The following is a 19,542-nucleotide window of genomic DNA, read 5'->3' as shown; positions in this document are numbered from 1 at the left end:
CCCACTCATTACTCGTGTCTGATCGCCTCTCGGTCCTGCCTCAATACTTTCTGCCCAAGCAAGCGCTCACGCGACTCATGGGTTGCCTGGCCAATTTGCAGGGTGGCGCTGCCACCACTGCCGTGATTCGGTGGTTCATCCAGCGCTATCAAGTGAATATGTCGGAGGCCCTGAACCCCGACCCTGCCGCATATGCCAGCTTCAATGCTTTTTTCACGCGTGAACTCAAGCCTGACGCGCGCCCGCTGGCACAGGCAGACTGGATCTGCCCGGTAGATGGTGCTGTCAGCCAGATTGGCCCGATCCAGGGCGATCAGATTTTCCAAGCCAAGGGCCACCACTATTCCACCCAAGCCCTGCTGGGTGGTGATGCGCAACTGGCCGCACAATTTCAGGATGGTCACTTTGCTACGGTGTACCTGAGCCCGCGCGACTACCACCGTATTCACATGCCGTGTGCAGGCAAGTTGCTGCGCATGATTCATGTTCCAGGCGAGTTGTTCTCCGTCAACCCCACCACAGCGCGCGGCGTGCCCGGCCTGTTTGCGCGCAATGAACGTGTGGTGTGTGTTTTCGAAGGCCCTCTGGGGCCGTTTGTGATGGTACTGGTGGGTGCAACCATCGTGGGCAGCATGGCCACCGTTTGGCATGGCGTGGTCAACCCACCACGCCCTGGGAAAATTCGCGAGTGGCACTACGCCGACCAGAACATCCAGCTCGCTCAAGGCGCGGAAATGGGGCGCTTCTTGCTGGGCTCCACCATTGTGCTACTCACCCCCGCCAGCGATCTGACATTCGCTGCGCACTGGGAAGCTGCGACCCCCGTGCGCTTGGGCGAGGCCATGGCACAACAAACGGCCACATAAAAAAAGCTCCGAAAGGAGCTTTTTTTATGTCAATTCACAGGTACCAATTCAACACTTCGGGACGACGCTTGGTGGTGAACCATGTCGGCACCAGACTCAGGCGATCGGGTTTGACAGGCTCTTCCTTACCCACCAAATACACCATCATTTCGCGGCGGCGCAGCACAACATGGCTCACGGTTTCTCGGCTGCTGCCAGCCATGACTTGCACGCCAGGCTTGAAGACTGGCATTTGAAACATGTTGGATCGCTCATGGTGCACGTGAGCAGAATCTGGGGAACCGGGGCTGACTAGCAACATAAGAACACGCCTTCAAAAATACGGACAACACTCATATCGGCCACACTTCGGAAAAATTAAGTTTTTTTCAACCACACGCTTTTTTTTCTCTCTTTTCGCCACTCCACCACCGACCATGCGCTCCCTGGCACGTTTTCGCCCCGACAACTTCACCCTTGCTTTGGCTGGCACTGTTTTGCTCGCCAGCCTCCTGCCGGCCTCCGGTCCGTTTGCTTTTGTGCTCGACAAAGTCACCAGTGCAGTGATTGTTTTGCTATTTTTTCTGCATGGCAGCAAGCTCTCACGCCCAGCCATCCTGGCGGGAATTGGCCACTGGCGCCTGCACATACTGGTGACGGTCACAACGTTTGCGTTCTTTCCGCTACTGGGCTGGCTGCTCAAGCCTTTGCTGTCGCAGCTGCTGCCGCATGAGCTGGTGCTTGGCGTACTGTTCCTGTGCACCCTGCCCGCCACCGTGCAATCCGCCATTGCCCTCACCGGCCTTGCACGCGGCAACATTCCTGCAGCGGTGTGCAGTGCATCAGGCTCAACACTGATGGGCATTGTGTTCACCCCTTTGCTGGTCGGTGTGCTGCTGAGCCACACCGCCAGTGCCGGCAACCCACTGGAAGCCGTGGGCAAAATTGCCATGCAACTGCTGCTGCCATTCGCCATTGGCCATTTGCTGCGCCCCTGGACCAGGGGGGTACTGCAAAGCCTGGGCAGCAAAATCAAAATCATTGATCAGGGCTCTATCTTGCTCGTCGTGTACGCTGCTTTCAGCGGTGCCGTGGTCGCGGGTTTGTGGCAGCAGATGCCGCTGACAGCCATGCTGACGCTGTTTGTCGTCTGCGCGTTGATCTTGGCGTGCTCCATGGGCTGGTGCATCTGGATCAGCCGCCGCCTGGGTTTCAGCACCGCAGATGAAGCCACCATCTTGTTCTGTGGCGCACAGAAAAGCTTGGTCAGCGGCATCCCCATGGCCAAAGTGCTGTTCACCGCCGCCGCCGTAGGCCCCATGGTGCTGCCCGTCATGCTGTTTCACCCGATGCAACTGATGGTGTCCGCTGTCCTGGCTGCACGCTATGGACGCCAAGCAGACAACCCGGCAATTTAACGTGCCCCAAGAGGGGATTGCGACCTTCAGTCCCCTTCGTACCGCATAACCAGAATTACCTCAACCCTAGTTTCTGCGCGTCCCCGTGATTCGTAACATGTCCATGCACACCTCTGGTGCACAGACCATCCACTCAAACCTTTTGGGGAAGATATGCATATGCTGAAGAAATGGATTGCAATTTTTCTTGCCTTCTACGCCGCGCTTGCCATGGCCGCCGTAGACGTCAACAAAGCCAGTCACACAGACCTGCAGGAAGTCAAAGGGATTGGGCCGGCAACAGCAACGCGCATCATGGATGCCCGCAAGCAAGGCCCCTTCAAAAACTGGGATGACTTGATCGGCCGCGTCAAAGGCATTGGCGACAACTCGGCCAGCAAACTATCTGCACAAGGACTGACTGTGAATGGCCAAGCCTACAAACCAGCAGGCAAGCCCGCTGCCAAGCCAAGTACCAGCAGTGAAAAACCTGCAAATCCCGCACAAACAGCAAGCAAAAAACCAGAGAAGAGCTGAATTTCTCCTTTATGCTTACAAAACGCCCGCCTATGGCGGGCTTTTTTTATTTCAGCGCAACAAAGTTTCACCTTGTGCGCACTCATCCAGAGCACATCCAAGAGACCACTGCCCCATTGAATCCTCATTCATGCCCCTGATCTCTCTCATTCTTTTACCGTTCATTGGCAGCTTGTTAGCTGCTGTTCTACCGGCCAACGCGCGGAATACGGAATCCACGCTGGCAGGCATCATTGCGCTGGCCTGTGCCGTGCAAGCTGCCTTGTTTTTCCCCGAGATTGCAGATGGCGGGGTGATACGCCAAGAGCTGGTGTGGCTGCCCGCACTGGGTTTGAATTTCGTGGTCCGCATGGATGGGTTTGCCTGGCTCTTTAGCATGTTGGTGCTGGGCATCGGTTCTCTCGTGGTGCTGTATGCGCGCTACTACATGTCGCCAGCCGACCCTGTGCCGCGCTTTTTCTCGTTCTTGCTGGCATTCATGGGTGCCATGTCGGGGGTGGTACTTTCCGGCAACATCATTCAACTGGTGTTCTTCTGGGAGCTGACCAGCCTCTTCTCCTTCTTACTCATTGGTTATTGGCACCACCGCAAAGACGCACGCCGCGGTGCGCGCATGGCGCTGACCGTCACAGGCACCGGCGGACTGTGCATGTTTGCCGGCATGCTGATCCTGGGCCATATCGTTGGCAGCTACGACCTGGAAAATGTCTTGGCGGCCGGAGCCCAGGTACGCACGCACGATCTGTACACCCCCATGCTGGTGCTGATCTTGCTAGGCACTCTGACCAAAAGCGCGCAATTTCCTTTCCACTTCTGGCTGCCCCATGCCATGGCAGCCCCGACGCCGGTATCGGCCTATCTGCACTCCGCCACGATGGTCAAGGCGGGGGTGTTTCTGATGGCGCGCCTGTGGCCTGTGCTCTCAGGAACCGACCAATGGTTCTGGCTGGTGGGCGGTGCAGGTATCACGACCTTGCTGCTTGGTGGCTTTCTGGCCATGTTCCAGCGCGACCTCAAGGGCTTGCTGGCGTACTCCACCATCTCCCACTTGGGCTTGATCACCTTGTTGCTGGGCTTGAACAGCCCGCTGGCCGCTGTGGCCGCCGTGTTTCACATCATGAACCACGCAACGTTCAAAGCCTCGCTGTTCATGGCCGCTGGCATTGTCGACCATGAAAGCGGTACGCGGGACATGGACCGCCTCTCGGGGCTGCGCAAGATGATGCCAGTGACGGCGACGCTGGCCTGTGTTGCCAGCGCGGCCATGGCAGGCGTGCCTCTGCTCAATGGTTTCTTGTCCAAAGAAATGTTCTTTGCCGAGACGGTGTTTATCGATGCCAGCCCCTGGGTCAGCATCGTGCTGCCGCTGGCAGCGACGATTGCGGGCATGTTCAGCGTGGCTTATTCGCTGTGCTTCACCGCGGATGTGTACTTCGGCCCGAAAGCCACCGACCTGCCCCGCAAACCCCATGAGCCACCGCACTGGATGCGCGTGCCCGTCGAATTGCTGGTGCTGATTTGCTTGCTCGTTGGCGTTCTTCCCGCCTGGGCGGTGGGCGACTTCCTCAATGCCGCAGCCCTGCCGGTGGTCGGGGGCAACCTGCCCCACTTCAGCTTGGCTATCTGGCACGGCATCAACACACCACTGATCATGAGTGTGGTTGCGCTGCTCGGTGGTATTGCCCTGTACATCACCCTGCGCTGGCTGCGCAAACTGGGCGTGCTGGGCGTGCTGGGCGTGCTGGGCGTGCTGGGCGATGCAGCACCTGTGCTGTTTGCGCTCAACGGCAAACGCATTTTCGAAAATGTCATTGCGCGGCTGAGCCTGCTGGCGCGCAACACCCGTCAGCTGCTCAGCACCCAGCATCTGCAGTGGCAAATGCTGTGGTTGGTGCTGGTCGCACTTGGTGCCGGTGTACTCCCGCTGTGGATACGCGGCCTGGAGTTGGGCAACCGCGCCAACCTGCCGCTGTCACCTGCGTTTGTGCTGCTCTGGACACTCGGCGGACTGTGCGCCCTGGGCGCCGCCTGGAAAGCCAAGTACCACCGTATGGCCGCACTGATCATGCTGGGCGGCGCAGGTCTGTGCACCTGCATCACTTTCTTGTGGTTCTCCGCCCCTGATCTGGCCCTGACCCAGCTCGTGGTGGAAGTCGTCACCACCGTCCTCATCATGTTGGGACTGCGCTGGCTACCCAAGCGCGACAAGAATCTGCGCATTCCAGCGCTGTCCACCGAGCTGTCGGCACGTGCACGCCGCGCGCGCGATCTGGTGATTGCGCTGGCTGCAGGTGGTGGCGTGGGCTGGTTGGCCTTTGCCATGATGAGCCGCCCCTTCCCGGAAAGCACTTCGACGTTCTTCCTGGAGCGCGCACTCACCCAGGGCGGTGGCACCAATGTGGTCAACGTCATGCTGGTGGACTTCCGGGGCTTTGACACCTTCGGTGAAATCGTTGTGCTGGGCGTTGTGGCACTGACGGTGTATGCGCTGCTGCGGCGCTTCCGCCCGGCCCGTGAAACCATGGATATTCCAGAGCAGCAACGCTACATCCCAGGCGACTTGCAGACGGATTTGATCAACCCACGCCATGCCGCAGATACGGCGGTGGGCTACCTGATGGTGCCCGCTGTGCTGGTGCGCTTGCTGTTGCCGTTTGCCACCCTGGTGTCGATCTACCTGTTCATGCGTGGCCACAACGAACCCGGTGGCGGCTTTGTGGCAGGCCTGGTGTTTTCTGTGGCGCTGCTGCTGCAATACATCATTTCCGGCACGCATTGGGTCGAGGCCCACATGCCTCTGTTCCCGCGCCGCTGGATCGGCTTTGGCCTGCTGTTTGCCATCCTCACAGGACTGGGTTCCATCTTGGCGGGCTATCCCTTCATGACCAGCCACACCTTCCATTTCAGCGTGCCATGGATCGGTCAGATTCACCTGGCCAGCGCCACCTTCTTTGACATAGGAGTTTTCACCTTGGTTGTGGGTTCCACCCTGCTGATCTTGACGGCTATTGCCCACCAATCGGTACGCGGCCACCGCTACCACGCCCGTATTCAAGAAGAGCAAGCTGCTCAGGAAGGAGACCGCTGATGGAAACCGTATTGGCCATTGCCATTGGCGTGCTCGCTGGCTCCGGCGTGTGGCTGCTGCTGCGCCCGCGTACCTTCCAGGTCATCGTGGGATTGTCTTTGCTGTCCTATGCCGTCAACCTGTTCATCTTCAGCATGGGGCGCGAGGGCCTGGCTATCGATAAAGAACCCGTGCTGCGCCCCGGCATCCCTGAAACGCTGGCGCACTATGCAGACCCCATGCCCCAAGCGTTGGTACTCACGGCCATCGTGATTGGCTTCGCCATGACAGCCCTCTTCCTTGTCGTGCTGCTGGCTTCGCGCGGCATGTCCGGCACCGACCATGTGGATGGTGTCAAAAGTCGTGACGTGCAGGAGATGCCATGAGCCTGGTTCTTGCATGGCTGGCATCGCTGATGCCGCACCTCATGCTCATTCCCATCGTGCTGCCCATGCTGACAGCCGCCCTGATGCTGCTTCTCAAGGAAGAGCAGCAGCAGGCCAAGATGGTGATGAACGTAGGCTCTACCGCACTCGGTCTGCTGGCCTCCATTGCCCTGCTGCTGTGGGCCGATCAGGCTGGCTCCAGCACCACCATGGGGGTGTACCTGCCAGGTAACTGGCAAGCACCTTTTGGCATTGCTCTGGCCGTAGACCGCCTGACCGCCCTGATGCTGGTGCTGACCTACAGCATTGCGCTGGCCAGCGGCCTGTTTTCCACCGCGCGCTGGCACAAAGCCGGGGTGCACTTTCACCCCCTGTTCCAGCTGCAGCTGATGGGGCTGTCCGGCGCCTTCTTGACCGCAGACCTGTTCAACCTGTTTGTGTTCTTTGAAATCATGCTGGCCGCCTCCTACGGCTTGCTGCTGCACGGCTCTGGCCGCATGCGTGTGCAATCGGGCATGCACTACATCGCCATCAATCTGGCCGCGTCTTCGCTGTTTTTGATTGGCGTGTCCATGCTCTACGGCCTCACCGGCACGCTGAACATGGCCGACCTGGCACTGGCCATCCCAGAGGTTTCAGCCGCCGACCGTGGCCTGCTACACACCGCCGCCGGGGTTCTGGCGACGGCCTTCTTGATCAAGGCTGCCGTCTGGCCGCTGAACTTCTGGCTGGTGCCGGCCTACAGTGCCGCCACCGCCCCCGTGGGTGCTTTGTTCGCCTTGATGACCAAAGTGGGCATCTACACCATCTTGCGCCTGTGGACGCTCATGTTCTCCAGCGAAGCCGGTGACTCTGCGCTCTTTGGCTCAATGTGGCTGATCGCCGGCGGCATGGCCACCATGGTGTTTGGTGGAATCGGTATCTTGGCCGCCACGCGCCTGACCCACCTTGCGGGCTACGCCGCCATTCTGTCTTCGGGCACCTTGCTGGCGGCAATTGGCTTTGGCCAGAACATGCTCACCGCAGGTCTGCTCTATTACCTGCCCAGCTCAACGCTGGCAGTGGCCATTTTGTTCATGCTGGCCGACATCATGGACCGCTGGCGCAATGAAGGAAATGTGGACATCGATGACGAAGAGGCGCCGTTCCTCAACTCCGAACTGGTGCCCACCCAGAGCCTGAATCTCGATGAAAACGAGCAAGTGCTGATTGGTCGCGCCATTCCAGCGTCTGCTGCTTTCCTGGGCTTGGCCTTCCTCATGTGCACGCTGGTGGTGGCAGGGCTGCCCCCGCTGTCCGGCTTTATTGGCAAGTTCGCCATGCTCAGCAATTTGATCAATCCCGTGGGGCTGGGCCAATCGGCCGGCTACCAGGCCGGTCAATGGGGCTGGGTGCTGATGGGCTTGATGATCAGCACCGGTCTGCTCGCTTTGATTGCACTGACCCGCGCGGGCATTCGCCACTTCTGGGCCACGCACGAGCGCGGCACGCCAGAGCTGCGCATCTCCGAGGGGCTGCCCATTGCCGCCCTGATGGCGCTGTGCATTGTGCTGACCGTCAAAGCAGACTCTGTGATGCAGTACACCCAAAATGCGGCCAATGCCCTGCACGCGCCAGGCACCTATGTGCAAGCCGTGATGGATACCCAGCCCATTCCCAACCCCATCCCGCTGCCTGCAGCACCTGTCAGCGCACCGGAGGCCCAGCCATGATGAAGCTGCTCTTTCCTGCACCGCTGCTGTCCGTCGCGCTGTTTGTGTTGTGGCTGCTGCTGAACCATTCCGTCAGCAAGGGGCACATTGTGCTGGGTGCTATCTTGGGCCTGTTGATTCCCGTGCTGACACGCGGCCTGCGCCCGCTGCCCGTGCGCGTGCGTCACCCCTGGACTATCTTCAAGCTGTTTTGCACCGTGGTGGTCGACACCTCTGTCTCCAACTTCCAGGTTGTGCGCTTTTTGCTGTTTCCCAAGCTGCGAAGGCACCCCGCAGCTTTTGTGCACATTCCGCTGCAACTTCAAGACCCCAATGGCCTGGCCGTGCTGGCCATGATCACCTGCATCACCCCGGGCACAGCCTGGGCAGAGATGTCGCGTGACCGTTCCGTACTGCTCATGCACGTGCTGGAAGTCGACGACCCGCAGAGCGTCATCGAGCATGTCAAAACCAAGTACGAACGCCCACTGATGGAGATTTTCGAATGAGCCCATGGCTGATCTGGGTGCTGTCGTTGGCCCTGTTCCTGCTGGTGCTGGCCATGGCCTGCACACTCACACGACTGCTCAAGGGCCCATCTGCCCAAGACCGCGTGCTGGCCCTGGACTGCATGTACCTTAACGGCATGCTGGCCATGCTGGTGCTGGGCATTTTGTACAGCTCTTCCATGTATTTTGAAGCGGCCCTGCTGATTGCCTTGTTTGGCTGCGTGGGCTCCACCGCCATGGCCAAGTTTTTGCTGCGCGGCGAGGTGATTGAATGAATGAGATTCCTCTGCCGCTGTGGGCCGAAGTCCTGATTGCCGTGCTGGTGCTCGGTGGCTCCATCATTGCGCTGCTGGGCTCTTTGGGCCTCATGCGCCTCAAGAGCTATTTCGAGCGGGTGCACGCCCCCTCCATCATTGCAACCATGGGCTGCTGGTTGATCATGTGGGCCACCTTTGTGTTCTTCAGCGCCACGGGCAAAGGCCTGGCCTTGCACGCGCTGCTGATTGCGGTCTTCATTGCGGTGACGGTGCCCATCACCACCATCTTTCTCATGCGCGCTGCCCTGTTCCGCGCGCGCCGGGCCGGGCGTGATGTGCCACCCAGCATCAGCCGCATCGTGCCCAACGAGCCGCAACCTGAAGAAGCAGCCGTGCCCGCCGAGGCTGACGCTTCCAAAAGTTAAGCACCTAGCGCTTGCTCCATAAGGGCTAGATGCCTATTTCACTATAAGACCTATGCACCACGTCCTTGCGATTTGCACCGGAGCCAGCCTGGGGGCATTGCTGCGCTGGCAACTGGGTCTGTGGCTCAGCGCACAAAGCCACCTGGCCTGGGGCACCTTGGCAGCCAATGCGATCGGAGGCTATGGCATTGGTCTGGCCATTGCCTGGCTGGATGCCTCGCCCCAGCTCGACCCCATCTGGCGCCTGGCCATCATCACCGGCTTTCTGGGGGCACTCACCACCTTCTCCAGCTTTTCGGCCGAAGTGATCGCCCTGCTTCAAACCCAGCGCTGGGGCATGGCGCTGGCCTGGACCGCGGTGCATCTGTGCACCTCCCTGAGCCTCACCATGGCCGGCATTTACACCGTGCACGCCTTGCGTTAACCCCCTTCTCCACAGCACCCATCTTTCGCGCCCAAGCCGCTGGCAATCTGCGAAGATGGCGACTTTCCCGTGATAGTGCAATTGGAGATTTATGGACGCAAAGACATCCCTGCACGAGCGCTCGCTGGCAGAAGATTTGGCCCCCCTGGATGTGCCCACCACGGCCCGCGATGCCGCCAGTGCTGACCCCATGCTGCCGGACGCCTACCGCCTGGCATTTGCAGACCCGGAATTCATGGCCCGCCGTGAAGCGCGCGGCATTCGCTTTCAGCTGGAAATGCTCAAGCCCGACCTGGGCCAGCAAGCCCATGGCATTGAGCACACGGTCGTCGTCTATGGCAGCGCCCGCTTTGTTGACGCTGCCACGGCGCAAACCCGCCTGGCCACGGCGCAGGCCAATGGCGACGCCGCCCAGATCCGCGCTGCCGAGCGCGATGTGCGCAATGCCGCACGCTACGAGAATGCGCGCGCATTCGCCCACTTGGTGGCCACGCACAGCCAGCGCCAGCCGCAAGATCAGCGCATCTACATCTGCACCGGTGGTGGCCCCGGCATCATGGAAGCGGCCAACCGCGGCGCTTTTGAAGCAGGCGCCGCCAATGTGGGTCTGAACATCTTGCTGCCCCATGAGCAGCAGGGCAACCGCTACATCACCCCAGAGCTGAGCTTCAAGTTCCACTACTTTGCGCTGCGCAAAATGCACTTCATGATGCGCGCCAAGGCACTGGTCGCCTTCCCTGGCGGCTTTGGCACCATGGATGAGCTGTTTGAAGTGCTGACACTGGTGCAGACCACCAAGGTCAAGCCCGTACCCATCATCTTGTTTGACAGCCAGTTCTGGAAGCAGCTGTTCAACTTCGATCTGCTGATCGAAGAAGGCATGATTTCCCCGCAGGATGCCGGCCTCTTCCACTTTGTGGACACGCCGCAAGCAGCCTGGAAAATCATCACCGACTTCTACCAGTTGCCCGAGTGAGCCCACTCACAGCCACGCCCATAAAAAAAGCAGCCTGAGGCTGCTTTTTTTATGCCATGCCGCAGCTGCGGCCCGGTTCAATGCCGGTCCGTGCCGATCGCTGGCACGGCGGCTTCCGCCTGCAGGTCTTGCTTGCCCAGCAACCAGGGCAAACGTGCCGAGCCGCCCACGATGGCGCTGACTGCCCAAAACAAGGCAGACACCCCGACCACCGTGCCAAGGGAGCCAAACAGCATGGGCATCACCACGCTGGAGCCATTGATGGCCATCATGCGCAGGCCCAGTGCCTCACCCTGGCGGTGCGGCGGCGTGATCTGGTGAATCATGCTCATCACCATCGGCTGCACCGACCCCAGCACCAGACCCAGCAAGATGGAGCAGACCATCATCGCCCAGGCATTGGGCATCAGCGGGTAAGCCGCAAACAGCACGCAAGCGCCAACCATGGCCGTCATCACCACCTTCCATTCACTGATGCGCTCGGACACCAGTGGGATCAGCAAGCGAATGGCAGCGGCAGCAATGGCAAATGCGCCCAAGATGGTGCCGATCACCGAGGCCGACATGCCCCGTTCGTGCCCCAGGATAGGCACCACAAACGTGTGCACATCCCAGCAGCTGGACAGCGCCCAGTTCATCAGCAGCAAGCGGCGAAAGCCCTGGTTTTGCAGCATGTCCCAGGCCGTGGTTTTCTTGGCGGCTGCGGGCTGCTGCACGGCAGGCTGCTCCTGCACCGTGCGCACCCAGAACCAGGCGCCCAGCGGCAGCAGAGCCAGCAGCAAGAAGGCGGCGCGAAAACCTGTGGTGCTCGCGGCTTCGCCACCGGCATAGTCAATCAGCAAGCCAGCGCAAAAAGGGCCCAGAAAGTTGGAGATGGCCGGGCCAATCGCCAGCCAGCTGAACACTTTACGCAGCGTGACCTTGTCGTGCGCCTCACGCCCCACGTGGCGCTGCAAGGCAATGATGGCCGCGCCCGAGGCGCCGCCGCTGCACAGCGCTGCCAGGCACAGCACCGGGTAGATCGGGAACACCACGGCCGCAGCGGCACCCACGCTGGCCACGATGACGCTCAGCGCCAAGGGTCGCTTGAGACCATGGCGGTCGGCATAGCGCCCTGCTGGCAGCGACAAAAAGACCTGCGTCAGCGCAAAGAGCGCCAGCAAAAAACCGACCGCTGCTGGGCTGTAGCCCTCGCGCAAAGCCAGCAAGGGGGTGGCCATGCGCATGCCGGTCATGCAGGCGTGGATAGAGATTTGCGCCAGAATCAGGCGCATCAAAGACCAAGTCACAAGCTTCAATCGTCCTCAGGGTCAGCCGCTGTCACGAAGGACGGTGCGCTGGCACTTCCTGGGGGCAGAGGGTGCTGCAGTGGCGCAGCCGATGCAGGGCTGGGAAGCTCTTGCACCGTACGCAGGCGGCGCTGAATGGCACGCGTACGCACATCGACTTGCTCAAACTTCTTGGCCGCTGCATCAATGGATTTGCGCGTTGCTTCGACCACATCGCCAAATTTGGCGAACTCGGTTTTCACCTGCCCCAACACGCCCCACACTTCGGAAGAACGTTTCTCGATAGCCAATGTCTTGAAGCCCATTTGCAGGCTGTTGAGCATGGCGGCCAGATTGGCCGGGCCGGTGATGACAACGCGGCTGTCATTTTGCACGGCTTCCACCAACCCTGGTCGGCGCATCACTTCCGCAAACAAGCCCTCCGAGGGCAGATACATCACGGCAAAGTCGGTGGTAAATGGCGGTGACACATACTTGGCCGCTATCTTTTTCGCTTCATTGCGGATGGAGCTTTCCAGGGCATTGCCAGCGGCGATGACGCCCATCTTGTCTGCCGCATCCAGCGCGTCCTGCAGGCGCTGGTAATGTTCGACCGGGTATTTGGCGTCGATGGGCAGCCACACCGGGTGTTCATCGTCGCGCCCGGGCAGGCGAATGGCGAACTCCACCAGCTCATCGCTGCCCGGCACAGTCTTGACGTTGCGCGCGTACTGCTCGGGGGTCAGAACGTTGTCGATGATGGCGCCCAGCTGCACCTCGCCCCAGGTGCCGCGCGTCTTCACATTCGTCATCACGCGCTTGAGATCGCCCACGCTGCTGGCCAGCGACTGCATCTCACCGAGGCCTTTGTGCACCTGCTCCAAGCGGTCGCTAACCAGCTTGAACGATTCGCCCAGTCGCTGCTCCAGCGTGGCGTGCAGTTTTTCGTCCACCGTGCGGCGCATTTCTTCGAGCTTGGTAGCGTTGTCGGCCTGGATGGTGGCCAGCCGTTCATTGAGCGTGCCGCGCAACTGTTCGGCCGTCTGGTGGCTGTCTTGGTTCAGGCGCTGCAGCTGTTGGGCCAGGGCCTGCTGCAGTTGGGTGAAGTGTTGCTGCAGCTCCTGGCGGCTGTGGCGCGCTTCGTGCAGCTGGCGCTGCATGTGGCTGTCCACCAGCTGGCGCAAGCTGTCGGCAGCCGTGGTCTGGTTGTGCCCCAGGCTATGCACCAGCCCCTGTACCTGCTGGCCCATTCCCCGCATGGCACCGTCGCTTTTGGACACCGCCATCTGCGTCAGCTGCAGGGCGCGCTCCAGGTGCTCCAGGCGCTCGAGCATATCGAGGTCGGCAGGCGCTGGCCGCGGCTTGAGCCAGTGCAGCACTTGCACCACAAACACCAGCAGCAGTGCACCCAGCAGTAGCCAAGGCATCCAGTCCACACAGACTCCTTCAAAATAAATAGCTGCTAGCGCAAGTAAAACCTGGCTTTCAAATAGTTTTCTATTTGAAAGCCTTTAAAAACATGCGCAAGCAGCTATGGTTTACACAGACCAGCGCTGGGCTTTGGCTGCACCATCCGGCGTATTCACAGGGGTAAGTGCCTGCTGCCCGCCCAGCACCGCAACCAGGTTGTCGGCCGCCAGCTGCGCCATCGCCCGGCGCGTCGCCATCGTGGCGCTGGCAATGTGCGGGGTCAACACCACATTGGGCACGGTCAGCAAATCGGGGTGGACGCTGGGCTCGCCCTCAAACACATCCAGGCCCGCCGCTGCAATGCGCTGCGCTTTCAAGGCTTGGGCCAGCGCCGCATCGTCCACAATGCCGCCGCGTGCAATATTGATGAGCGTGGCCGTGGGCTTCATCTGCGCCAACTCTGCGGCGCCGATGGTGTGGTGGTTGTCTGCGGTGTAAGGCAGCACCAGCACCACATGGTCTGCCGTCTGCAGCAGCGCTTCTTTGCTGACGTAGCTGGCTTTGCATTCGGCCTCCAGCGCGGGCGACAGGCGCGAGCGGTTGTGATAGACCACCTTCATGCCAAAGCCGTGTGCACCACGCTTGGCAATGCCCTGGCCAATGCGGCCCATGCCAATGATGCCCAGCGTGCTGCCGTGCACTTCGGCACCGGCAAACAAGTCGTAGCGCCATTCTTTCCACAGACCTGCGCGCAGGTAGTGTTCGCTCTCCGTCACGCGGCGGGCCGTGGCCATCAGCAGGGCAAAACCAAAGTCGGCCGTGGTTTCGGTCAGTACATCGGGGGCATTGGTGGCTTGTACGCCCGCGGCCGTAATGGCGGGCACATCAAAGTTGTTGTAGCCCACCGCCATATTGGCCACCACTTTGAGCTGCGGGCACGCAGCCAGCAAAGCGCCATCGATACGCTGGCTGCCGGTGGTCAGCACACCGTCTTTGCCCTGCAGTTGCTGCGCCAGCTCCTGGGGCGACCAGACGATGTCGTCGGGGTTGGCCTGCACCTCAAAGTGCTGCTGCAAAAAATCCACCACTTCCGCAGGAATGGCACGTGCAATCAGGATGCTCGGTTTACGCATAGCTTTAGAACCAAATGAATGTCATCACCACAAACAACGGCACCAAGATGCCGACGGACCACAGCATGTAGCCAAAGAAGCTGGGCATGCGCACACCACGGTCTTCGGCAATCGCCTTGACCATCAAGTTGGGCGCATTGCCGATGTAGGAGTTCGCCCCCATGAACACCGCACCGGCCGAGATGGCCACCAGCGTGGGCGCCAGTGCCGTCATCAGCACGGCCGGGGCCCCGCCCGCTGTGTTGAAGAACACCAGGTAAGTGGGTGCGTTATCCAAGAACGACGACAAAGCCCCGGTGGCCCAGAAATACATCGCCGTGTTGGGTGTGCCATCAGGGTTGGTGACCGCGCGCACCACCGCAGCAAACGGGCCATCAACACCGGCCTTGAGCATGGCAATCACGGGAATGATGGTCAGGAAAATGCCCGCAAACAGCTTGGCCACCTCTTGCATCGGGCCCCAGCCAAACTGGTTGTTGGCGTGCACGGCCTTGGGGGTCAGCGCCAGCGACAGCAGTGCCACAGCAATCAAGCCCGCATCGCGTACCAAACCGGGCAAGCCCACATCGGTGCCCGCCAGCGTGAAAACGACATCCGATTTCCACAGACCGCTGAGCAGCACCAGCCCTACGACAGCCCCCAGCAGCACAAAGTTGAGCTGACCATCAAAACCCAGGCGCTCACGTGCCATATCACCGGTGGTGGCAGGCAAAGCGCTGTTGTCGTGCTTGTGCATCCAGCTGTCCAGCACAAAGAAGATCACCAACAGCGCGCCAATCAGGAACAGCGCCTGGGGCCAGATGTGCAGCAGCGTCCAGCTGAAATCCACCCCCTTCAAAAAGCCCAGGAACAACGGTGGATCACCCAGCGGCGTGAGCGAGCCCCCTGCGTTCGAGACAATGAAGATGAAAAACACCACGATGTGGACCACGCGCGTGCGGTGCGCATTGGCGCGGATCAGCGGGCGAATCAGCAACATGGATGCGCCCGTGGTGCCCATGAAGCTGGCCAGCACCGCGCCTATGGCGAGAATGGCGGTATTCAGCACCGGTGTGCCCGTCAGGCTGCCCCGGATGTAGATGCCACCGGCCACCACGTACAGCGCGGTGAGCAAAATCACAAACGGTACGTACTCGGCCAGCAAGGCGTGCACCAAATTCGCGGTGGTTACGTCCACGCCATGGGTCAACAGCAGCGGAATCACAAAGGCCAGGGCCCAGGCCGCTGTCACCTTGCCGAAATGGTGGTGCCAGACATTGGGCAGCAGCAAGGGCATGAGTGCAATCGACAGCAGCAAGCCCGCAAAAGGAATGGCCCATGCCAGCGCCAGGCTGGCCCCATTCAGCTCTGCAGCTTGCGCCAGGACAGGCGCAGCCAGCAAGCTGGCCAGCGCTATAGATCGCACCATCTTCATGCCGTGGTCTCCTCAGGAATCTCGAACACCTGGCGCAGATAGGCCAGGTACTTTTTATCGTCACACATGCTTTTGCCGGGGGCATCCGAGAGCTTGGCCACGGGCTGGCCATTGCAGCGTGTCATTTTGATGACAACTTGCAAGGGTTCATAGCCCAGGTCATTGGTCAAATTGGTACCAATACCGAAGGCCAGCTGGCAGCGGCCGTGAAAGCGCTGGTACAGCTCAATCGTGCGCGGAATGGTCAAGGCGTCACTGAAGATCAGTGTCTTGTTCAGCGGATCCACCCGGTTGGTGCGGTAATGCTCCAGCAGACGCTCCCCCCAGACAAACGGGTCCCCGCTGTCATGGCGTGCACCATCGAAGAGCTTGCAGAAATACAGGTCGAAGTCGCGCAAGAAGGCATCCATGCCATACACATCGGACAAGGCAATCCCCAGATCACCACGGTATTCCTTGGCCCAGGTCTCCAGGCCAAACACCTGGCTGTCGCGCAGGCGTGGCCCCAGTGCCTGGCAGGCCTGCAAGAACTCGTGCGCCATCGTGCCCAGCGGTGTAATGCCCAGGCGCATGGCGTACAGCACATTGCTGGTGCCGGCAAATTGGCCCGGACCATGTCCCGGGGCTGGGCGTTTGCGGCCCGTGCCCAGGCGGGCGCACAGCACGCGCAGCACCTCTTCGTGCCACGCACGGCTAAAACGCCGGCGCGTGCCGTAGTCCGCAATCTTCAGCCCCTCCAGCGTATCGCCGCGCAGCAATTCGATCTTGGCGTCCAGGCGGCGGCGGCCTTCCATGAAGTCCGGCACCGGCTGTGTATTGCGGAAATACACCTCGTTGACGATGGCCAGCACGGGAATCTCAAACGGGATCACGTGCAGCCAGGGGCCCTGGATGGTGATGTCAATCTCGCCGTTGGCCAGCGGGGTGATCGTGATGTACTTTTCGTGGAGCTTGAACAGGCTCAGAAAATCCACAAAATCACTTTTGATAAAGCGCAGCGAGCGCAGGTATTCCAGCTCTGCTGGCTGAAACTGCAGCTGACACAGTGCGCGAATTTCTTCGCGGATCTCCTGCACCAGTGGCGCCAGTTGCACACCTGGATTGCGGCACTTGAACTTGTATTCCACCTGCGCGCCAGGAAACTGGTGCAGCACCGCCTGCATCATGGTGAACTTATACAGGTCGGTATCCAACAAACTGGTAATGATCATGGGCGGCAGACGGGGGAGGCGAAAGTCACAGTGTAGGCCAAACCGTCTGCACTGTTGCGCAAGTTTTAAGCATTAAAACCCGCAACTTCCCTTGGTACAAAAGCGCCAGGCGCTATAAAAAACGCCTTGATCAGACACTGACTAGCAAAGGCTCCAGCGCGGCGCGCAAAGCCGCAGGCAAGGCGCAAGGGCGGCGGTTGGCCTTGTCCACATAGACATGCACGAAATGCCCCACGGCCGCGCACAGCGGCTCGCCCTGCGCAAACAGACCGATCTCGTAGCGCACGCTGCTATGGCCCAGCTTGGTCACACGAATACCCGCCTGTACGGTCTGCGGGAACGCCAATGACGCAAAGTAGTTGCACTGGGTTTCAATCACCAGGCCAATCGTCTCGCCATGGTGAATGTCCAAAGCCCCCTGCTCAATCAGGTAAGCATTCACCGCCGTATCAAACCAGCTGTAGTAGACGACGTTGTTCACATGGCCGTAGACATCGTTGTCAGACCAGCGCGTGGGAATGTCACGCCAGACGCGAAAAGCGCTGCGCGGCTGCGGCGCAGGCCGCACAGAAGAAGATGCGTTCGATGTCATGCGCTGATTGTGCGGTGAGCCAGCGCATTGCGCATGCATCCACGTGACAGCGCCAGCCCACTGTCAGCATGCTGCAGCGCCCAGTCCACGCACCCCATAGCGACCGCTTGTCCGGCTCAGCCACATTTTTTGTTGCAGCGCACAAAAAACGCTTGCTCCCCGTGCTGGCTTGCTGAAGAATAGCTTCATGCTGCGCTGCAACATAGATCGTTGAACAGGATGCAGCTGCTATTTCGACCCTCCCTTTTTATGACTGGAGCACACCATGGCACTGACCCCTGAACAAATCACCGCTGCACACAAAGCCAACATCGAAACACTGTTTGGCCTGACCACCAAAGCCTTCGAAGGCGTGGAAAAAATCGTGGAACTCAACGTTGCCGCATCGCGCGCAGCGCTGGCAGAAGCGGCCAACCACAGCCAGGCCCTGCTGAATGTGAAAGACGCCCAGGAACTGCTGGCACTGCAAAGCAGCTTTTTCCAGCCACTGGCCGAAAAAACAGCGGCCTACAACCGCCACCTCTACAACATTGCCACCAGCACTTCTTCCGAAGTGAGCAAGGCCTTTGAATCCAAGGCTTGCGAGCTGCAACAAGGCTTCAACAATCTGGTGGAGTCCACCGCCAAGAATGCACCTGCCGGCTCTGAAACTGCCGTCGCAGTCATGAAGAGCGCCGTGTCTGTAGCCAACAACGCCTTCGAAAGCGTTCAAAAGGCCGTCAAGCAAGCCTCTGACATGGCTGAAGCCAACCTCAAAGCCGTGACTGCCACTGCAGCAGCAGCCACCCAGGCCCCTGCTGGCCGCAGCAAAGCCTGAAGCACTTCGCATTTTTTGCACTTGTACTAGACAATCTCAAGGGTTTACCCTAGAATGCCTTCATCGACCAGTTATCTGGTCCCCAGTTGTCTCCTTGGATCCTCTTGAAACCCCCGTTTCTTGGATCCTTTTAAACCCGGTTTTATAGCCGGGTTTTTTTTCGCCCCTGCGTCACCCAGATGGCTGGCATTCCGCAGCACCTGCTTTCATAATTGACGTTTACGTCAACGAAAAAATCAAGGAGCAAGACATGGAAATTCAAGGCAAGGTGTTCATTGTGACGGGCGGTGCCTCGGGGCTTGGCGAGGGCACTGCGCGCATGCTGGCTGCCAACGGCGCCCAGGTTGTCATTGCCGATATGCAGGAAGACAAAGGCCAAGCTGTAGCAGCAGACATCGGCGGCGTCTATGTGAAATGCGATGTCAGCAACGAGGCCGAGGGCCAAGCCGTGGTCCAGCGTGCCACCGCACTGGGCAAGCTCATGGGCCTGGTCAACTGCGCAGGCATTGCCCCGGCCGAGAAAACCGTGGGCAAGAACGGCGCACACAACCTGGCGCTGTACCAAAAAGTCATTCAAGTGAATCTGATTGGCAGCTTCAACATGATTCGCCTGGCTGCGGAAGCCATGAGCAAGAATGAGCCAGAAGCCACGGGCGAGCGCGGCGTGCTGATCTCCACCGCCAGCGTTGCGGCCTACGACGGCCAGATGGGGCAAGCTGCCTACGCAGCATCCAAAGGCGGCATTGTCGGCATGACCCTCCCGATTGCCCGCGATCTGGCGCGCAACGGCATCCGCAACATGACGATTGCACCAGGTATTTTTGGCACCCCCATGCTGTTTGGCATGCCACAGGAAGTGCAAGATGCCTTGGCTGCAGGCGTCCCCTTCCCCAGCCGCCTGGGGACTCCGCAAGATTATGCAAAGCTAGCCAAGCACATTATTGAAAACGATATGCTCAACGGTGAAGTGATTCGCTTGGATGGCGCCATTCGCCTGGCACCCAAATAATCACTGAAACGCCATTAACCAGCCTCCTTCGGGAGGTTTTTTAATCCCCGAAACGGCAAAACGGCAATAAAAAAACCGCATTAACTTTCGTTAATGCGGTTTTTGATTATCTGGCGGAGTGGACGGGACTCGAACCCGCGACCCCCGGCGTGACAGGCCGGTATTCTAACCAAC

Annotated in this window: 20 protein-coding genes; 13 read left to right on the top strand and 7 right to left on the bottom strand. The window is 59.9% G+C overall.

From position 1 onward, the window contains the following. Positions 1-14: 14 nt before the first annotated feature. Positions 15-866 carry an archaetidylserine decarboxylase gene (gene asd / locus AC27VO_RS15030; RefSeq protein WP_488667527.1) on the top strand — a complete coding sequence of 284 codons (852 nt, stop codon included), beginning with the start codon at positions 15-17 and terminating at the stop codon, positions 864-866. A 34-nt stretch (positions 867-900) separates the two neighbouring features. Here the strand turns inward: asd and AC27VO_RS15025 are convergent, their stop codons facing one another. Next, positions 901-1,107, bottom strand: a complete 207-nt coding sequence (locus AC27VO_RS15025) for a hypothetical protein (protein WP_488667526.1) — start codon at positions 1,105-1,107, stop codon at positions 901-903. 175 nt (positions 1,108-1,282) lie between these two features. Here AC27VO_RS15025 and AC27VO_RS15020 point away from each other — a divergent pair, with 175 nt between their 5' ends. The 10 genes from AC27VO_RS15020 (at position 1,283) to AC27VO_RS14975 (ending at position 10,514) form a co-directional block, all read left to right on the top strand. Beyond that, positions 1,283-2,263 carry a bile acid:sodium symporter family protein gene (locus AC27VO_RS15020; protein WP_488667525.1) on the top strand — a complete coding sequence of 327 codons (981 nt, stop codon included), beginning with the start codon at positions 1,283-1,285 and terminating at the stop codon, positions 2,261-2,263. A 159-nt stretch (positions 2,264-2,422) separates the two neighbouring features. Continuing rightward, complete coding sequence (locus AC27VO_RS15015) at positions 2,423-2,779, top strand: ComEA family DNA-binding protein (RefSeq protein ID WP_488667524.1); 357 nt, start codon at positions 2,423-2,425, stop codon at positions 2,777-2,779. Positions 2,780-2,909: 130 nt separating this feature from the next. Continuing rightward, positions 2,910-5,867, top strand: coding sequence for a monovalent cation/H+ antiporter subunit A (locus AC27VO_RS15010; protein WP_488667523.1), 2,958 nt, complete (start codon positions 2,910-2,912; stop codon positions 5,865-5,867). Continuing rightward, entirely contained in the window at positions 5,867-6,232 is a 366-nt protein-coding gene (locus AC27VO_RS15005) for a Na+/H+ antiporter subunit C (protein WP_488667522.1), read from the top strand. Before AC27VO_RS15010 ends, AC27VO_RS15005 begins: the two co-directional genes overlap by 1 nt. Beyond that, on the top strand, positions 6,229-7,944 hold the full coding sequence (locus tag AC27VO_RS15000) for a monovalent cation/H+ antiporter subunit D (protein ID WP_488667521.1): 1,716 nt from the start codon (positions 6,229-6,231) through the stop codon (positions 7,942-7,944). The genes AC27VO_RS15005 and AC27VO_RS15000 overlap by 4 nt, the downstream gene beginning before the upstream one ends. Next, complete coding sequence (locus AC27VO_RS14995; protein WP_488667520.1) at positions 7,941-8,432, top strand: Na+/H+ antiporter subunit E; 492 nt, start codon at positions 7,941-7,943, stop codon at positions 8,430-8,432. The genes AC27VO_RS15000 and AC27VO_RS14995 overlap by 4 nt, the downstream gene beginning before the upstream one ends. Continuing rightward, positions 8,429-8,707, top strand: a complete 279-nt coding sequence (locus AC27VO_RS14990; RefSeq protein WP_488667519.1) for a K+/H+ antiporter subunit F — start codon at positions 8,429-8,431, stop codon at positions 8,705-8,707. Before AC27VO_RS14995 ends, AC27VO_RS14990 begins: the two co-directional genes overlap by 4 nt. Then, positions 8,704-9,114, top strand: coding sequence for a monovalent cation/H(+) antiporter subunit G (locus tag AC27VO_RS14985; RefSeq protein ID WP_488667518.1), 411 nt, complete (start codon positions 8,704-8,706; stop codon positions 9,112-9,114). Before AC27VO_RS14990 ends, AC27VO_RS14985 begins: the two co-directional genes overlap by 4 nt. A 52-nt stretch (positions 9,115-9,166) precedes the next feature. Next, positions 9,167-9,538: a fluoride efflux transporter CrcB gene (gene crcB / locus AC27VO_RS14980; RefSeq protein WP_488667517.1), complete on the top strand. Its 372-nt coding sequence runs from the start codon at positions 9,167-9,169 to the stop codon at positions 9,536-9,538. 91 nt (positions 9,539-9,629) lie between these two features. After that, positions 9,630-10,514, top strand: a complete 885-nt coding sequence (locus AC27VO_RS14975) for an LOG family protein (RefSeq protein ID WP_488667516.1) — start codon at positions 9,630-9,632, stop codon at positions 10,512-10,514. Positions 10,515-10,591: 77 nt separating this feature from the next. On the opposite strand, the gene AC27VO_RS14970 is transcribed toward AC27VO_RS14975, so the two are convergent. From AC27VO_RS14970 to AC27VO_RS14945, 6 genes are all read right to left on the bottom strand, one after another. Further along, the gene (locus AC27VO_RS14970; RefSeq protein ID WP_488667515.1) at positions 10,592-11,803 is read right to left on the bottom strand and encodes an MFS transporter; all 1,212 of its coding nucleotides are present in this window, start codon (positions 11,801-11,803) and stop codon (positions 10,592-10,594) included. A 5-nt stretch (positions 11,804-11,808) separates the two neighbouring features. Continuing rightward, the gene (locus tag AC27VO_RS14965; protein WP_488667569.1) at positions 11,809-13,209 is read right to left on the bottom strand and encodes a DNA recombination protein RmuC; all 1,401 of its coding nucleotides are present in this window, start codon (positions 13,207-13,209) and stop codon (positions 11,809-11,811) included. Positions 13,210-13,320: 111 nt separating this feature from the next. Further along, positions 13,321-14,325, bottom strand: a complete 1,005-nt coding sequence (locus AC27VO_RS14960) for a 2-hydroxyacid dehydrogenase (protein ID WP_488667514.1) — start codon at positions 14,323-14,325, stop codon at positions 13,321-13,323. Between the two features lie 4 nt (positions 14,326-14,329). Beyond that, positions 14,330-15,739 carry a sodium:proton antiporter gene (locus AC27VO_RS14955; protein WP_488667513.1) on the bottom strand — a complete coding sequence of 470 codons (1,410 nt, stop codon included), beginning with the start codon at positions 15,737-15,739 and terminating at the stop codon, positions 14,330-14,332. Continuing rightward, complete coding sequence (pncB, locus tag AC27VO_RS14950) at positions 15,736-16,950, bottom strand: nicotinate phosphoribosyltransferase (protein ID WP_488667512.1); 1,215 nt, start codon at positions 16,948-16,950, stop codon at positions 15,736-15,738. Before pncB ends, AC27VO_RS14955 begins: the two co-directional genes overlap by 4 nt. Positions 16,951-17,080: 130 nt before the next feature. Then, the gene (locus tag AC27VO_RS14945) at positions 17,081-17,542 is read right to left on the bottom strand and encodes an acyl-CoA thioesterase (protein ID WP_488667511.1); all 462 of its coding nucleotides are present in this window, start codon (positions 17,540-17,542) and stop codon (positions 17,081-17,083) included. Positions 17,543-17,807: 265 nt separating this feature from the next. Between AC27VO_RS14945 and AC27VO_RS14940 the strand changes: the two genes are divergently transcribed. Then, positions 17,808-18,359: a phasin family protein gene (locus tag AC27VO_RS14940; RefSeq protein WP_488667510.1), complete on the top strand. Its 552-nt coding sequence runs from the start codon at positions 17,808-17,810 to the stop codon at positions 18,357-18,359. A 250-nt stretch (positions 18,360-18,609) separates the two neighbouring features. After that, positions 18,610-19,368, top strand: a complete 759-nt coding sequence (locus AC27VO_RS14935; RefSeq protein ID WP_488667509.1) for a 3-hydroxyacyl-CoA dehydrogenase — start codon at positions 18,610-18,612, stop codon at positions 19,366-19,368. Positions 19,369-19,542: the final 174 nt, after the last annotated feature.

The organism is Comamonas sp. 14P8.1.4 (assembly GCF_057799285.1).
Note: the sequence above shows the minus strand (reverse complement) of the source record. Positions and strands in the feature narration are given on the sequence as shown.